15 protein-coding genes are annotated in these 15,346 nt (G+C 45.9%); 7 read left to right on the top strand and 8 right to left on the bottom strand.

What is annotated here, in order from left to right; translation table 11 throughout:
• Window positions 1-162: 162 nt before the first annotated feature.
• Together hupB and KO537_RS12520 are read left to right on the top strand one after the other, a co-directional pair.
• Complete coding sequence (gene hupB, locus KO537_RS12525; protein ID WP_006081127.1) at window positions 163-435, top strand: nucleoid-associated protein HU-beta; 273 nt, start codon at window positions 163-165, stop codon at window positions 433-435.
• A 225-nt stretch (window positions 436-660) separates the two neighbouring features.
• Window positions 661-2,526 (top strand): SurA N-terminal domain-containing protein, encoded by a 1,866-nt coding sequence (locus KO537_RS12520; RefSeq protein ID WP_219234575.1) that lies wholly within the window; start codon window positions 661-663, stop codon window positions 2,524-2,526.
• A 194-nt stretch (window positions 2,527-2,720) separates the two neighbouring features.
• On the opposite strand, the gene KO537_RS12515 is transcribed toward KO537_RS12520, so the two are convergent.
• The 8 genes from KO537_RS12515 to pspF all read right to left on the bottom strand — a co-directional run bounded on the left by KO537_RS12515 (window position 2,721) and on the right by pspF (window position 10,851).
• Complete coding sequence (locus tag KO537_RS12515) at window positions 2,721-2,933, bottom strand: molybdopterin-binding protein (RefSeq protein WP_006085368.1); 213 nt, start codon at window positions 2,931-2,933, stop codon at window positions 2,721-2,723.
• Window positions 2,934-3,071: 138 nt separating this feature from the next.
• On the bottom strand, window positions 3,072-4,274 hold the full coding sequence (gene fabV, locus KO537_RS12510) for an enoyl-ACP reductase FabV (protein ID WP_173245621.1): 1,203 nt from the start codon (window positions 4,272-4,274) through the stop codon (window positions 3,072-3,074).
• 105 nt (window positions 4,275-4,379) lie between these two features.
• On the bottom strand, window positions 4,380-5,165 hold the full coding sequence (locus KO537_RS12505) for an ATP-binding cassette domain-containing protein (RefSeq protein WP_105252932.1): 786 nt from the start codon (window positions 5,163-5,165) through the stop codon (window positions 4,380-4,382).
• Window positions 5,146-6,153: an oligopeptide/dipeptide ABC transporter ATP-binding protein gene (locus tag KO537_RS12500; protein ID WP_113938851.1), complete on the bottom strand. Its 1,008-nt coding sequence runs from the start codon at window positions 6,151-6,153 to the stop codon at window positions 5,146-5,148. Before KO537_RS12500 ends, KO537_RS12505 begins: the two co-directional genes overlap by 20 nt.
• 3 nt (window positions 6,154-6,156) lie before the next feature.
• On the bottom strand, window positions 6,157-7,047 hold the full coding sequence (locus KO537_RS12495; protein ID WP_006081133.1) for an ABC transporter permease subunit: 891 nt from the start codon (window positions 7,045-7,047) through the stop codon (window positions 6,157-6,159).
• A complete protein-coding gene (locus tag KO537_RS12490; protein ID WP_028760461.1) occupies window positions 7,034-8,065 on the bottom strand; it encodes an ABC transporter permease in 1,032 nt (343 codons plus the stop codon). Before KO537_RS12490 ends, KO537_RS12495 begins: the two co-directional genes overlap by 14 nt.
• Window positions 8,065-9,690: an ABC transporter substrate-binding protein gene (locus KO537_RS12485; protein WP_028760460.1), complete on the bottom strand. Its 1,626-nt coding sequence runs from the start codon at window positions 9,688-9,690 to the stop codon at window positions 8,065-8,067. Before KO537_RS12485 ends, KO537_RS12490 begins: the two co-directional genes overlap by 1 nt.
• Before the next feature lie 69 nt (window positions 9,691-9,759).
• Complete coding sequence (pspF, locus tag KO537_RS12480; RefSeq protein ID WP_219234574.1) at window positions 9,760-10,851, bottom strand: phage shock protein operon transcriptional activator; 1,092 nt, start codon at window positions 10,849-10,851, stop codon at window positions 9,760-9,762.
• Between the two features lie 177 nt (window positions 10,852-11,028).
• On the opposite strand from pspF, the gene pspA reads away from it, so the two are divergent.
• From pspA to KO537_RS12455, 5 genes are all read left to right on the top strand, one after another.
• Window positions 11,029-11,712, top strand: coding sequence for a phage shock protein PspA (gene pspA, locus KO537_RS12475; protein WP_006081137.1), 684 nt, complete (start codon window positions 11,029-11,031; stop codon window positions 11,710-11,712).
• Between the two features lie 17 nt (window positions 11,713-11,729).
• Window positions 11,730-11,969 (top strand): envelope stress response membrane protein PspB, encoded by a 240-nt coding sequence (pspB, locus tag KO537_RS12470; protein WP_006081138.1) that lies wholly within the window; start codon window positions 11,730-11,732, stop codon window positions 11,967-11,969.
• Window positions 11,956-12,342: an envelope stress response membrane protein PspC gene (pspC, locus tag KO537_RS12465; RefSeq protein WP_028760457.1), complete on the top strand. Its 387-nt coding sequence runs from the start codon at window positions 11,956-11,958 to the stop codon at window positions 12,340-12,342. The genes pspB and pspC overlap by 14 nt, the downstream gene beginning before the upstream one ends.
• Before the next feature lie 113 nt (window positions 12,343-12,455).
• Window positions 12,456-13,916: a YcjX family protein gene (locus tag KO537_RS12460; RefSeq protein WP_219234573.1), complete on the top strand. Its 1,461-nt coding sequence runs from the start codon at window positions 12,456-12,458 to the stop codon at window positions 13,914-13,916.
• Window positions 13,913-15,133, top strand: a complete 1,221-nt coding sequence (locus tag KO537_RS12455) for a TIGR01620 family protein (protein ID WP_219234572.1) — start codon at window positions 13,913-13,915, stop codon at window positions 15,131-15,133. Before KO537_RS12460 ends, KO537_RS12455 begins: the two co-directional genes overlap by 4 nt.
• The last annotated feature ends 213 nt before the right edge of the window (window positions 15,134-15,346 follow it).

The following is a 15,346-nucleotide window of genomic DNA, read 5'->3' as shown; positions in this document are numbered from 1 at the left end:
CAAGCCCTTGGCGCAACTGGCTTTGAGCTGTATCCAGTTTTAATTCTTTGGTTTTCGAACTCAGCTTGAACTTTGAATTCAAGCTTGTTATAAAAGCCTCCGCAGACCGCTCTAGAGACGGATTTGGTTGCGGCGCAAAAAAATTACATTCAAGGGGATGACATGAACAAATCTGAACTAATCGAGAAAATCGCATCTGGTGCTGACATTTCTAAAGCCGCTGCTGGCCGAGCACTGGATTCTTTTATCGCTGCTGTGACCGAAGGTCTGAAAGAAGGTGATAAAATTTCTCTTGTTGGTTTTGGTACTTTTGAAGTGCGTGAACGCGCTGAGCGTACTGGTCGCAACCCACAAACGGGTGAAGAAATCAAAATCGCAGCAGCTAAAATTCCTGCATTCAAAGCTGGTAAAGCACTGAAAGACGCTGTTAATTAATCATTAATATCGTAGCCTTTGTAAGGCGTTCGTAATGACAAGCACTGTTTATCAGTGCTTTTTACGAATTGAAAGTAATGGAATATGAAGCTTAATTTCTACCATTACTCGGGGTTTTAGAATTTACCAGTGGTAGCGTCTGAATATTCCCCATAAATTACAGAAAGGCGCATCTCAACCTGATGCGCCTTTTTATTTTGTTAATCGCAACAAGCGAGAAATCTGATGTTAGAAAAGATCCGCGATGGTTCGCAAGGCGTGATTGCTAAAGGCATTCTCGTACTTGTGATTTTATCTTTTGCATTTGCAGGAGTCAGTAGTTACTTAGGTTCAACAACTGATGTGCCTGCGGCAGAAGTGAACGGTGACAAGATCACTAAAGCCGAGCTAGAGCAGGCGTACCAGAGCGAGCGCTCTCGCATGGAGCAACAGCTAGGTGAAATGTTTGCTGCGTTATCTGCTGACGAAAAATACTTACAAAGCATTAAGCAGAGCGTATTAGAACGCTTAGTGGCTGACAAGTTGATAGATCAAGCTGCTAAGGCTATGGGTCTACGTGTATCTGACGAGCAAATTGTTGCTGCAATGAGAGCTGAACCGGCATTTCAAACTGATGGCAAATTTGATAACGATCGTTATCAGGCGATTCTGCGTCAGTTAGGTTATCAGCCACAGACTTTCAGAGACATGATGCGTGTCGATATGACCCGTCGTCAGTTAACTGCAGCCCTTGTGGGTACTGAATTCGTGTTACCTGGCGAAGCTAAGCAATTGGCTGAGTTACAAGGCCAAACCCGTGATGTGCGCTATGTTATCGTCGATTCTGCGCCGTTCTTAGCGACAGCGGTTGTGACTGACGAGCAAGTGAAAAACTATTACGACGCAAACCAAGGGCAGTTTATGAGCCCTGAGATGGTGAGCCTAGAATATGTTGAACTGAATGCTGCTGATTTTGCTAAAAATAATCCAGTTTCTGATGAAGAAGCACAAACGTATTACGAAGAACATAAAGCACAATATGTTTCTAACGAGAAGCGTCTTGCCGCGCATATTTTGGTTATGCCAGGTAACGATGAAGCGGCAGCAAAAGCCAAGGCTGAAGATCTCGCTAAGCAATTAGATAGCGGTGCCGATTTTGCTGATCTGGCTAAAGCTAACTCTGATGATACTTTGAGTGCAGAGAAGGGCGGTAAACTGGATTGGTTTGAACCTGGTGTAATGGACCCTGCATTTGATGCCGCTTTATTTGCATTAAATAAAGGCCAACATTCTGCGGTGGTTAAAACAGACTTTGGTTTCCACATTATCAAGCTATTAGATGTGCAATCTGGCGCGACTGTACCGTTTGCTGATGTGAAAGCTAAGATAGTGGCTCAATTGCAAGATAAGAAAGCGGTTGACCAGTTCTATAGCTTACAAAGTAAATTAGCGGATACCAGCTATGAAGTGCCAGATACACTATCTGAAACCGCAAAAGCTGTTGGCGTTGATGTTAAGACTACAGCACTGTTTTCTCGCGATAACGCACCTGCTGAGCTAAACAAGCCTGACTTAGTTAAAGCAGCCTTCTCTGAAACTGTGATGCTGAAAGGTTTAAACAGTGAAGTGATTGAGCTTGAACCTAACCATGTGGTTGTTATCCGAGTGAAAGAACATCACGATGCGGGTACTTTGGCCTTAGCTGAAGTGAAAGCCAACATCACTGAGCGCTTGAAGCAAGATCAAGCAAACGAAGCCGCCCGTGCAAAAGCACAGGAACTGATGGCACAAGTTAAAGCGGGTGCAACTGATCTTGGTTTAGTGTCTAAAGCGAAACTAGGCCGTGGCGCGCAAGATGTTGATGCTGCGATTGTAGGCAAAGCGTTCCAAATGCCAACACCAAGTACAACTCCTGTTGTCGATACCGTTGGTTTAGCAAACGGTTATGCTGTGGTTGCACTGGATAAAGTCAACGCTGCAGAAGGTGTGAGTGATGAGCTAGTTAATGCACTTAAACAACGTCTGAACGCACAATACAGTGAAGCAGACTACCGTGGCTTGATCGATTCGCTTAAAGCCAATGCCAAGGTGCTTTACCCTGTAGAAGAATAATTTCAGTGATGATAGCGAGTTATTAAATTTACTATCCGACTGATTAAATAGAAAAGGCCAAGTGAGTTCACTTGGCCTTTTTGTTTTTTTAATTCGATAAAGTTTACCTATGAAGTTCGAAGGATATCTGCTATAGCAACACTGTCAGACTCCATATTCCATTACTTCAATCGCCACGTTACTGAATTGAATGGTTAATCATCAACGCCAATCATTACGCTGCTGGCTTTGATGAGGGCATAAGCCGAATCACCCACTTTGAGCCCTAGGCGCTCACAGGAAGCTTTAGTCACCACAGAGGTCAGTACGACACCGGGTGCAAGTTCGATTGTCACTTCATTGTTTACAGCGCCCATTTCTATGGATTTGATTGTACCGCTGAGGGTGTTTCTTGCGCTAATTTTCATTGATTTTCCTTATTGAGGGATTATTAGGGGTCAACTGCAGCTAGTGTAGCGCATCTTAATTTGGGAGTTATAAATAAAAACGCCACTAAAAAGTGGCGTTTAACGTTTGTGATAAGCAGTGATTCGCTATCGAGTTGATTAGAGTTCGATAACGTCAAATTCAACGTATGGGTTAACGTCGGCATCGTAATCAATGCCTTCGATACCAAAACCAAATAACTTAATAAATTCAGCTTTGTATTCACGGTAATCAGTCAATTCTGATAAGTTTTCTGTGGTCACTTGTGGCCACAAATTACGACAGTGTTGCTGAATATCTTCACGCAGTTCCCAGTCATCTAAACGTAAGCGATTATCACTGTCGGTCTCAGGTTTTGCACCATCGGCACGGAATAGGCGCTCACTGAATAAGCGATAGATTTGCTCCATACAACCTTCATGGAGACCTTCCTGACGCATTTTCTTGAATACCATAGCGATATATAAAGGCATGACAGGAATGGCTGAACTCGCTTGAGTCACAACGCTCTTTAGCACTGCAACATTTGCGCTGCCGCCAGTGGCTGACAGTTGTTCATTTAACGCTTTTGCTGCGCGGTCCAGATCCATCTTGGCCTTGCCAAGGGCGCCGTGCCAGTAAATTGGCCACGTCAATTCAGTACCGATATAGCTATAGGCTACGGTTTTGCAGTTATCGGCTAATACACCGGCTTCAGATAAGGCTTTGATCCACAGTTCCCAATCTTCGCCGCCCATAACGGTGACAGTATCGGCAATTTCTTGCTTAGTTGCTGGCTCAACGGTGGCTTCAATGATGCAGTCTTTATTGGTATCAACGGCAGTCGCTGTGTAAGTTTCGCCAATGGGTTTTAAAGCTGATCGGATAAGCTCACCTGAATCAGGGAGTTTGCGCACTGGTGATGCCAGTGAGTAAACAACCATGTCAATTTCACCAAGATCTTGCTTGATAAGCTCGATGACTTTTTGTTTAGCTTCATGGCTAAAGGCATCGCCGTTAATGCTTTTAGAATATAAACCTTCCGCTTTAGCAAATTTGTCGAAAGCGGCAGAGTTGTACCAACCTGCAGTACCTGGTTTCGCTTCAGTACCTGGCTTTTCGAAGAACACGCCAATCGTTGCGGCATCGCTACCAAAAGCGGCTGCGATACGTGAAGACAGACCATAACCACTTGATGAACCGACTACTAATACCTTTTTCGGGCCGTTAGCGATCTTGCCTTTTGCTTTAGTTAAGGTGATTTGTTCTTGAACGTTTACTTCACAACCGACAGGGTGTGTAGTGGTACAAATGAATCCACGAATTTTTGGTTTGATAATCATGTTTAAGCTTCTTCTATCAAAATGACCAATAGGATAAATATTTCGGCGGGTAAATGGCACCTATTTTTAGCCAATTCACCTGATTATTTAAGTGGTTGGAGCAGTTTAGCGTTTGTGAACAAACAGACTCTGCTCTTGGACCAACCTCTGGGTGTATTCATGTTTTGGTGAGTTAAATATTTGTTCTGTATCAGCTTTTTCAACCATTACACCTTTGTGCAATACCATAATTTTATCGCTGACATGGCGAATAATATTGAGATTATGGGACACGAAGATATAAGACAAGCCGAGATCTTTTTGCAGTTTTAACAGCAAATTAAGAATTTGCGAACGCACCGAAAGGTCCAGAGCGGTTAAGGCTTCATCGGCAATGATAATTTTAGGATTGAGCATTAAGGCTCGTGCTACTGCGACTCGTTGTTTTTGCCCTTCGGAAATCATGTGCGGATAAAACTCCGCATGCTCGGGTAATAAACCTACTTTTCGTAAGGTATCGACCACTTGGGTGTGCCGCGATTGCGCTGACATTTGGGTGTTGAAACGCAGCGGCTCATCGAGTAATTGACCAATCGTTAGGCGCGGGTTCAGTGAAGTATTCGGATCTTGGAAAATCATCCGAATTAAGCGGCATCTTTGCTTCACATTGCGGCTATCTAAGGCTTCACCTTCGAAAAAAATCTCGCCGCCGCTGCGGGGCTCTGCACCGACTAAAATGCGGGCGAGGGTACTTTTACCTGAACCCGCCTCACCCACTATCGCTAAGGTTTCACCGCGTTCGAGTTCAAAGGATACGGGCGCTAATGCATCGTTATATTGGCGGGAAAAGCCCTTATAACCAGTATCATATCTTTTATAAAGGTCATTAACTTTAAGCAGTGGGGTCGTCATTATGGGTTTCGCCGTGATAAGGGAAATGACAGGCAAAATAGCGGTCTTTGATATGACTCAAATTTGGCTGATTAACGCATTTTTTTTGTGCTTCAGGGCAGCGTGGCCCTAAACGACAACCAATTGGCAAATGCTGTAAGGCGGGCGCAGAACCCGGTAGGGTAGGCATAATCGCCTTGTGACCACCTGAGCCTGAATAGTCGGGCATATTTTCGAGTAACGCCTTAGTGTAAGGATGATAAGGCTGCTTAATCACTTCGTCCGTCGGCCCAGATTCCATGACTTGACCGCAATAGAGTACGGATAAGTGATCGCACCATTGGGCTAAGGTTTCCAGCTCGTGGCTGATCAATAGAATCGATACGTTTTGTAATTGATTTAATTGGGATAATAATCTGAAAATTTGCGCCTGAGTGCTGAGCTCCATCGAGCTTGTGGGTTCGTCTGCAATCAAGAGGCGAGGCTGGTTAGCAACCGCCATCGCAATCATCACCTTTTGGCATTCGCCTTCGGATAATTCCCATGCGTAGCTAGACATCACCTGCCGCGGATTCTTGATCCCGACTTTATGCAGCCATTTCTGTGCTGTAAGTCGTGCATGCCTGCGCCGTTGCCAAAAATAGGCGTTGGGATTTTTAGGCATAGCTTGCATTAACTGACTGCCAACGGTTTGTGCTGGATCTAAGCTGCCAGACGGATCTTGGAAGATCATTGCCATGTCTGAACCCATCAGGTTACGGCGCTCTTTTGAGCTCATGGCCATCAAGTTATTGCCATCCCACATCATGCGGTCTGCAGTAATAGTCCAGTTGGGGCCGGGGATGCCTAAAATCGCTCTGGCTAACAAACTTCGTCCTGAGCCAGATTCACCAACTAGCCCATGAATTTCGCCCGCATTGAGTGTTAAGCTGACTTTTTCTAGCGCCCGCACTCTACCGTGGGGCGTATCGAGTTCAATCGTTAGATTTCGTACGTCGAGTAAGGGCATAAGTTAGTTTCTGATGGGCGCAAGCGCCGACCGTAGGCCATCGCCAACCAAGTTAATGGAAAGCACACTGAAAAGAATCGCTAAGCCTGGGATAGTTACGGCCCAAGGTGCAGTTAGTAAATTATCCATCCCTTGGGCAACCATAGCGCCCCATTCTGGACTCGGCGCCTGTGCACCCAAGCTTAAAAAACCGAGGGCAGCGATGTCTAAAATAGCAGCTGAAATGGCAAGTGTGGTTTGAATTATCACCACTTCCCAGACGTTTGGCATAATGACGTACCAAAAAATTTGCATCGAGTTCGCACCGTCTAAACGTGCGGCTGTGACATATTCTTTTTGTAATTCTTCATGCACTGACTGGTGTATGGAGCGCACAAATTGTGGGGTTAAGGCAATCCCGACGGCCCAGAACACGTTTTCAAGCCCTGGTCCCATTACAGCGACCACTAAAATGGCCATTAATAATGAAGGAATCGATAACAGCGCATCGAGCAAATGACCGAGAATACTGGATTTTAAGCCCCGCATCATGCCCGACAACGACCCTATGATAAAGCCTGTGAATAAAGCGGTAACGACGATCAGCAGCGCCATGCCAAAGGTCAAGTGCGCGCCGTGTAATAATCGGCTAAAAATATCGCGGCCGAGATCGTCAGTCCCTAAAAAGTGCGCCACTGTCCCTGAAGGGTCCCAAGAGGGTGGCAACAGCAAGGCTCTTGGATCTTGTGCTTCTGGCGGAAAGGGCGCAATCATAGGGCCAAACAGGGTTAGCAAGAGCAGAAATGCAATCGTCCACAGACCCGCTAAGGCGAAAGGATTAGCCGAAAAGTTAAGCCAAACCCGCATAGTCGGGGAGGCAATTTGATCTTCTTGATAAATTTTAACTGGTGGCATAAAGGTCTTTTCTGCTCAGTGGATTAAAGGCTGTGTGCAGCACTTCAATCAAGATACTTAGGAAGATAATCAATAGGGCCACGGCCAAAATCCCACCTTGGATAACAGTATAGTCCCGTTGGTAAATCCCTGAAACTAGCCAAGATCCTACACCAGGCCAAGAGAAAATCATTTCAACCACTATGGCATAACTGGCAAATGAGCCAAGCATTAGCCCTAAATGTTTAAGTACGGGGATTAACGCATTGGGCAGGGCGTGGCGCAGTATAATCGTGCCAGTATGCATGCCTCTGGCTTCGGCGGCGCGGATAAAGGTTTGATTCATCACATTCACCATTGCCGAACGGGTGCTACGAACCACTACAGTAAAAGGTAACACGGCCAGTGTTGTGGCTGGCAAAATGATATGCAGCAGGGCATCTTTAAATGCCGACATGCCGTATTCAGACTCTGACAACAAGGTATCCACTAGCATAAAGCCTGTGACAGGCTTGATTTCATAGAGCAAATTGATTTGTCCCGAAATTGGTAACCACCCAAGATCGACGCCAAACCAAAGCGAAAGATAAAGGCCTAACCAGAATACGGGGACAGAGTAGCCCGTTAGGGTAATCGCCATAATGGTATTTTGGGTGAGCTTATGTTGACTCTGGGAGGCGAGCACGCCCAAGGGCACGCCCAAGCAAATTGCGATAATACCCGCCATCACAGCAAGTTCGAAGGAGGCGGGCAGGACGGCACTGAGTTCTTCGGCGACTTCTTGATGTGACGTGACTGAAATCCCTAAATTACCGCTAAGCCTTTGTTGTAGGTAAGCGATAAATTGCCACGCTTGGTTTTTATCTAATTTGTAGTCTTGTTCTATTTGAACCAGTTGGGTCGCCGTCGGTGTATGTATGCCAGTGAGTGCATAGGTGCGCTCAACTGGAAACAAGCCTGTAGCGTAAAATAAGACACCCACCATGACTAACGAAGTAGCAAGAAATAAATTGAGGCGACGCAGTAGGTATGTAAACATTAATTCGCCTCCTGTGGTGCTTGGCTAGTATGGGTGAAGGAAATCCCACCAAAAGGCGTAAGCTGCATATCCTTGATATCACTGCGAGTTAACGCTACACGTTTGGCATGGGCCAGACTCAGCATAGGTACTTGTTCAGCTAAAAAGGCTTCTGCTTGTTGATAAATCACTTTACGTTCCGCTTGATCTGATACTTCCCTTGCGCTGTTTAAGATGGCATCAAACTCAGGGTTACACCAGCGAGAACGATTGTTGTTTGATTGCATTGCTGCGCAGCTCAGCAGCGGATTAAAAAAGTTATCGGGATCGCTGTTATCAGCATTCCAGCCAATCAGCACAGAATCATAGTCGTCGCGGCTCAGTCTCTGATTAAATACGCTCCAATCGTAACTGACGATATTCACTTTTACGCCGATGTTTGCTAAATCGGATTGAATTAATTCGGCCGTTTTCAACGAATTGGGGTTATAAGCGCGGGCAACCGGTATGGCCCAAATATTGATGCTGAGATTTTTTATACCAGCTTCTTTTAATAGGTCGCGTGCTTTTTGCGGATTGTAATCGACAAGTCCTTTGTTATTTTCGTAGGCCCATGATGCTGGCGGCAGAACGCCGGTGGCTTCAATGGCAGTATTTTGATAAACCGCTCGCAGGATATTTTGTTTATCAACAGCATAGGCAAGTGCACGACGTACGCGAACATCATCTAACGGTGGCTTTTGTGTATTAAAGGCCCAAAATGCTACGTTAAGACCTGGTTGTGATTCGATGTTTAATTCTTGATGCTGTTTGATAACAGGCAGTTCACCTGCTTTGGGCAGCGCAGAAACGCTGCAATCCCCCGCGATAAGCTTAGCGAGCCTAACTGTACTTTTGGGCGTGATATCAAATACCAGCATATCGATTTTTGCTGGCTCTCCCCAAAAATCGGGATTACGGCGATAGCGGATATATTCGTTTTTAGCGTATTGCACTAAGGTGAACGGTCCTGTACCAATGGCAAAGTGGTCGACGTTTTCAGGATGACCTAAAGCTAACTGCTGCTGCGCGTATTCGTTGGATAAGATCACCGCAAAGTCGGTGGCTAAATTCGACAGAAAAGAAGCGTCTTTGCGGGTTAAGTAAAAGACCACTTCATGATCGTTTATCTTCTCTATCCCTTTAACTTGCTGAGAAAAGCCAATACTTTGGAAGAAGGGATAACCCGTGCGGGAGACAAAATGATAAGGATGCTGGGTATCGATAATACGATTAAAGGAGAACAACACATCGTCGGCATTAAAGGGGCGAGTTGGGTAAAAACGCTTTGAATGCTGGAACTGCACGTTTTCCCTGAGAGTGAAGCGATAGCTTAAGCCATCATCAGACATGGCCCAACTCGTCGCCAAGGCAGGGACAAGCTTGCCTGACTGGGTGTCATAATCCACTAGGCGACTATAAATTTGATGCGAGGTGGCATCGATTGTCGTGCCAGATGTCACCAATTGTGGATTAAAAGACTCAGGGTTCCCTTCGGAGCAATACACCAAACCAGAAGGGAGTCGTTGGGGGCCACACGCGACCAACAACCAACTCATGCAAGAAACTGCAGTTGTTAGGCACAGGCGTCTAATTAGCACACTCATTTATAAATCATTATTTTATCGACTATGAACGGCTATTTTAGCAGTGCATCTCCCCCGTGAGCAATCTGCTTATGCTTTATCAAGTAAATTGTACTTTTTAAGGATGCCACGCAGTTGGTGGTAGCTTAATCCGAGCATGTCGGCGGTTTTCTTTTGGTTATATTGGCTGTTTGAGAGTGCCTGCTGGATCAGATCCATTTCGTACTTCTCAGTTTGCTCTTTAAAATCCAGCGGAAAATTAAAGCAATTCGTTGAATACTCAGTATTGACTTGCACTTCAGCCTCAAATGTCGGCGCAGATTGTGACGTACTGGCAACAGTTGTTGGCGCGACTGAGGTGATTTGGCGTTCGCGAGTCTTGATCCGCGTTTGGGGCCGATACGGTGAAGCAAAGGGATCGAGGGTAATATGATCGATGGGTCTATTTTCACCACCATTACGGTAAACGCTGCGCTCGACTACGTTTTTAAGTTCACGGATATTACCCGGCCAGTCGTGGGTCATTAATTGCTCGACCGCATGGGCGCTGAAACCGCTGAACAGCTGCAGCTTTAATTGGCGTGCCATGCCAACGGCGAAATACTCCGCCAGCGTCATGATGTCTTCTGGGCGGCAACGCAGCGGTGGCAGAGTAATTACATCGAAGGCGAGTCTATCGAGCAAATCGGCACGAAATTCGCCTGCGTCAGCAAGTGATGGTAAATCTTCGTTGGCGGCGCAGATTAAACGAACATCAGCCTGCACGGTTTTGCTACCGCCGACCCGCTCAAATTCGCCATATTCAATGACACGCAGAAGCTTTTCTTGGATAAGTCCTGAGGTGTTGGCTAATTCGTCGAGGAATAAGGTGCCGCCGTCGGCGCGCTCAAAGCGGCCTTCGTGTTTGCCTTTGGCGCCAGTAAAGGCTCCTGACTCATGGCCAAATAATTCACTCTCGAGTAAATTTTCACTCAAAGATGAACAGTTTAGCTTAATAAAACTTTGATCCCAGCGCTTAGACAGATAATGTAAGCGTTCGGCAATAAGCTCTTTACCTGTACCACGTTCACCAATAATCAGTACGGGTTTAGACAGAGGCGCTATTTGCGACACATGTTCTAACACTTCGAGTAGGGCGTTGGATTGACCGATGAGGTTGTCTTGCTGAAATTTATTATCCACGATATTTTTTAGTCTTTCGCGCTAAAATTTGGTGAAAATGATAATAAGTGGCTTGAAGCGTAAAAGGAAGTAAAAGTTAATATTTTGTTTAAGTTACTGTATTTAAATAATAAGTAAAAGTTGGCACGGTTAGTGTATTACCTTGTACGAGACCAACATCAATTTGAGGATAGGATTATGGGAATTTTCTCTCGTTTCGCCGATATCATTAACTCTAATATCAGCGCATTGCTGGATAAAGCCGAAGACCCAGAAAAAATGGTTCGACTGATTATCCAAGAAATGGAAGACACACTCGTTGAAGTGCGTTCTACCTCAGCTAAAGTGTTAGCTGAAAAGAAAGAGCTGCAACGTCGTATCAACCGCGTGTTAGAGCAAGTGCAAGATTGGCAAGATAAGGCTGAACTGGCACTGTCCAAAGACCGTGAAGACTTAGCGAAAGCCGCTTTAGTTGAAAAACAAAAAGCGACCGGTTTAGCAGATACGCTGAATCAAGAGTTAGCCGTCATCGATGAACATATCGCACGCTTGAAAGATGAAGTGGGCATGTTGCAAGAAAAGCTGCTCGATGCAAAAGCGCGTCAAAAGACCATTATTTTGCGCACTCAAACAGCGTCATCACGCTTAGAAGTGAAAAAGCAGCTAGATTCAAGCAAGATCGACAATGCTATGCTTAAGTTTGAGCAATATGAGCGCCGTGTCGAAGGCTTAGAAGCCCAAGTTGAATCTTACGATCTTGGCAGCAAGAAGACCTTAGCCGATGAGTTTGCTGCGCTAGAAGCGGAAGATTCTGTGAATGCAGAACTGGCAGCGCTCAAAGCCAAGGTAAAAGGTAAAGCGCCAACTAAGTCAAAAGAATAACAATTCAGAGGTGAGTTATGGATATGGACGTGCTAATGGCGCCGATTATTATTTTCATGGTGATAGTCGCGCCAATATGGTTAGTTCTTCATTATCGCAGTAAGCGACAAGTGAGCCAGGGACTCACTGAGGAAGAGTTTTCACAACTCAATGATTTGATATCCAAGGCCGATAAAATGGCGGCGCGTATCGAGACCTTAGAGGCCATTCTGGATACAGAATCGCCCGAATGGAGGGGGAAACATGAGAGGATCTAATGGCCGTACTTTGTACCGCATTCCCCAGTCAGGCAAAATAGCGGGTGTATGTGCAGGGATTGCCGAGTACTTTGCGATTGAAACTTGGTTAGTGCGAGTGCTGACTGTGTCTATCTTCTTACTCGGCGGCTCAGGTGTGGTATTTATCATCTATGTCGCTTTGTGGGTGATTTTAGACATCAAGCCGCAAAAGCATTACGATAGAGACGATATCGAGGTGAAGAAGAAGCCGTGGCAGTCGGGAGAACCCGCAAAGCAAGCGCTAAGCGACGTGAGTCGTCAATTTCGAAGTCTAGAAGTTAGGCTACAAAATTTAGAACGCCATGTCACCTCTGACAACTTTGATTTAAAAAGACAAATCAATAGTTTGTAACCCTTCTAAAGGGCGGCCATGTCCGCCCTTGTTGCTTAATCTCTGCTCCATTCCAGTGTATAGTCAACATCACTTGACATAAGTTAACATCATTCGACATAAGGGAAGTCTCTATGGGAATGCTTGATGCCTCGCTCCATAAATTAACCCAAAAGGGCCAATCCCTGTTACATCGCACCGCGGACCGGCATTTACGTTTGGCCGTGACGGGGCTTTCTGGTGCGGGAAAAACGGCGTTTATCACGGGGTTAGTCAATCAGTTACTCAATTCTGGACCTGTCTCAACGTTACCTCACGCACGTAACAACAGCGCTTTGCCACTGTGGCAGGTGAGCCGCGATCAGCGTTTACTCGGTGTTAAGCGTGCCATGCAGCCGGATCTTGAAATCGCTAGTTTTGATTATCAAGGCGCCATGTTAGCGCTCACTTCCGAACCTGCGACTTGGCCAGCCTCTACCCGTACTATTTCTGAATTACGATTGGCTATTAAATACCAACCTAAGAAGGGCTTACTGGCCAAGTTTTCTGATACCGCCACCTTGTATTTGGATATAGTCGATTATCCTGGCGAATGGTTACTCGATTTACCTATGCTGCGCCAAGACTTCGTTACTTGGTGCCGTGCTCAACAAGTTCGCATCGAGAATCTTAAAAGCTCTCCCTTGTATGCCGAGTTTGAGCAATCTTTGACATCATTGGATTTAGCCGCGAGCACCGATGAACAGCAATTAAAGCAGATTGCCGATCAATATCAGCTATTACTCAATGATTTAGTGCACGTGCAAGGTTATTACCAAGCGCAACCTGGACGCATGTTATTGCCGGGTGAATGGCAGGGCGCTCCCTTATTGGCTTTTTTCCCCCTGTTATTGGTTAATGATGAAAAGTTTGCTGAGCTTTCGCAAAGCGATAAACACAGTGGATTCCATGTACTTGAAAAACGTTATCAAGAATATGTGGCTAAAGTGGTTAAGCCTTTCTATAAAAACCACTTTGCCGGTTTTGATCGGCAGTTAGTACTTGTTGACTGTTTTAGTGCGTTGAATCGCGGTAAAAAGCAATTTGAGGATATGGGCACGGCGCTCAATGCCATTATGGAAAGCTTTCAGTTTGGCCAATCGAGTTATTTACGGCGGTTATTTGCCCCCCGCATCGACCGTTTATTGTTTGCCGCGAGCAAGGTTGACCATGTGACCCGCGATCAGCAGAGCCATGTTTTGTCCCTGCTGACCGATATGCTGAAACACAGTCAGCATTTTGCCAGTTTCGATGGTTGTAAAGTGGAGACTATGGCGATTAGCGCCATTAAAGCGACTCGCCATGGCATGGTAACGACCCAAGAGGGCGAGGTGGAAGTCGTGCAGGGGATGGGACTCAACGGTAAAGCCCTGACCTTGTTTCCTGGCGAAGTGCCCACTCGCTTACCTGAGCCCGATTTTTGGCGTGACCAAGGGTTTAACTTTGTCGGCTTTGCACCGCCGAGCAATGCCAATGTTGACCCATCTCAAGTGCACTTTGACCATATTCGTCTCGATCATTTGCTGCAGTACTTACTGGGAGATAAGTTGGAATGACGCTAAAGCTATCGGATAACGCTAACGAGCAGGCTTCTAATTCTTCTGCGAACTCATTTGCACACTCAGTTGAGCATAAGCCGCTGAAAAAGCAGCAGCTGTTTGACCCAGAAGTCGTGGAGCTCAAACCCAGCAAAGAGGACCTCAAAGGGGCGAAAGCCTTTGATCCGCATACGCCAGTGCAAGAAGTGGCTGCTGATATTGAGGAATTGATGGATGAAACGCTGTCATCCCATCCTAAAATGATCGATGCTAAATCGGTATCGCCTCAACTTGTAAAATCACGCCGTTGGTCTTGGCTCGCCCGTCTAGCAGCTGTGAGTTTATTGCTGCTTGTAGTCGTTCAAACAGGATTAGGACTGAGGGATGCTTGGCTTGAGAGTCCTTGGTTGTTCAGTTTTTATGGTGTGGTGCTTGGGGTTGTCAGTGCGTGGGCATTAGCGGGTGCAGTCAGTGAATACCGTAAGCTCAAGCGACTCAAACAGGTCGCCGATACTCAAGAAACGGGTGCAAGGCTAGCGCAGAGCATGCAAATGGGTGAAGCAGACAGCTTTATCGATAATATCGTTTGCCACTATGGCGACAGCCAAGGGTTGCAGCAACTTCGCCGTTCATTAAAAGATGAGCATAATGATGCCGAGAAAGTATTGTTATTCGAGGACTTAGTGCTGACTGAGCGGGATGAACTGGCAAAGAAAGTGGTGCGAAGATATGCTGCCGAGTCGGCAGTGCTACTGGCGGCCAGTCCGTTAGCTGTGCTCGATATGGCGATTATCCTCTGGCGTAATCAACGTATGCTGCGCGATGTCGCCCGCTGTTATGGCATAGAACTGGGTTACTGGAGCCGAATTAAACTTATCCGCAGTATCATCATCAATATTATTTATGCGGGCACCAGTGAGTTAGTTACTGATTTAGGAACACAGCTGTTATCGGTTGAAATGACTGGTAAATTGTCTGCTCGCTTGGCCCAAGGCTTAGGGGGCGGCATGTTAACTGCGCGTCTTGGATATCAAGCCATGGCACTGTGTCGGCCGATTGTGTTTAGGGAAGATCAAAGGCCTAAATTGTCTAAAGTGCATCAGGAATTGTTGATCGAACTTAAGCAGTTTTCAGGCAAGCTGTTTACCAAAGAAGGTCGCGACGCATTAAAAGGCCAGTTCGCCGATGTTGATGACAAAGTCTCTCGGCCAGCTAAAGATAAGTCTAAAGAGTAGATGCTATTTAATATCAAATAATTAACCGATTGAAATGGCCGAAAGTAGATGCGCTAATGGACTTGTTCCTTGGCGCATTTTTTATGATTCTTGCAGATAAAGAGAATGACTAAGTGCGACGTAAAAGTGCTATGTAACAAGTTAATTACACTTTTGAGCGCTGCTATTTTTGCCATGCTACTGGCTTAAGTGCTTGGCCGCGTTATGGTAGGG

The organism is Shewanella sp. NKUCC01_JLK (genome assembly GCF_019345615.1).
Lineage (GTDB): Bacteria > Pseudomonadota > Gammaproteobacteria > Enterobacterales > Shewanellaceae > Shewanella > Shewanella oncorhynchi.
This window is presented reverse-complemented; position numbering and strand designations above follow the sequence as displayed.

Excerpts from the sequence above, each read along its gene's own strand:
- hupB (WP_006081127.1), top strand. The coding sequence starts at position 163 with ATGAACAAATCTGAACTAATCGAGAAAATCGCATCTGGTGCTGACATT.
- KO537_RS12520 (WP_219234575.1), top strand. The coding sequence starts at position 661 with ATGTTAGAAAAGATCCGCGATGGTTCGCAAGGCGTGATTGCTAAAGGC.
- KO537_RS12515 (WP_006085368.1), bottom strand. The coding sequence starts at position 2,933 with ATGAAAATTAGCGCAAGAAACACCCTCAGCGGTACAATCAAATCCATA.
- fabV (WP_173245621.1), bottom strand. The coding sequence starts at position 4,274 with ATGATTATCAAACCAAAAATTCGTGGATTCATTTGTACCACTACACAC.
- KO537_RS12505 (WP_105252932.1), bottom strand. The coding sequence starts at position 5,165 with ATGACGACCCCACTGCTTAAAGTTAATGACCTTTATAAAAGATATGAT.
- KO537_RS12500 (WP_113938851.1), bottom strand. The coding sequence starts at position 6,153 with ATGCCCTTACTCGACGTACGAAATCTAACGATTGAACTCGATACGCCC.
- KO537_RS12495 (WP_006081133.1), bottom strand. The coding sequence starts at position 7,047 with ATGCCACCAGTTAAAATTTATCAAGAAGATCAAATTGCCTCCCCGACT.
- KO537_RS12490 (WP_028760461.1), bottom strand. The coding sequence starts at position 8,065 with ATGTTTACATACCTACTGCGTCGCCTCAATTTATTTCTTGCTACTTCG.
- KO537_RS12485 (WP_028760460.1), bottom strand. The coding sequence starts at position 9,690 with ATGAGTGTGCTAATTAGACGCCTGTGCCTAACAACTGCAGTTTCTTGC.
- pspA (WP_006081137.1), top strand. The coding sequence starts at position 11,029 with ATGGGAATTTTCTCTCGTTTCGCCGATATCATTAACTCTAATATCAGC.
- pspB (WP_006081138.1), top strand. The coding sequence starts at position 11,730 with ATGGATATGGACGTGCTAATGGCGCCGATTATTATTTTCATGGTGATA.
- pspC (WP_028760457.1), top strand. The coding sequence starts at position 11,956 with ATGAGAGGATCTAATGGCCGTACTTTGTACCGCATTCCCCAGTCAGGC.
- KO537_RS12460 (WP_219234573.1), top strand. The coding sequence starts at position 12,456 with ATGGGAATGCTTGATGCCTCGCTCCATAAATTAACCCAAAAGGGCCAA.
- KO537_RS12455 (WP_219234572.1), top strand. The coding sequence starts at position 13,913 with ATGACGCTAAAGCTATCGGATAACGCTAACGAGCAGGCTTCTAATTCT.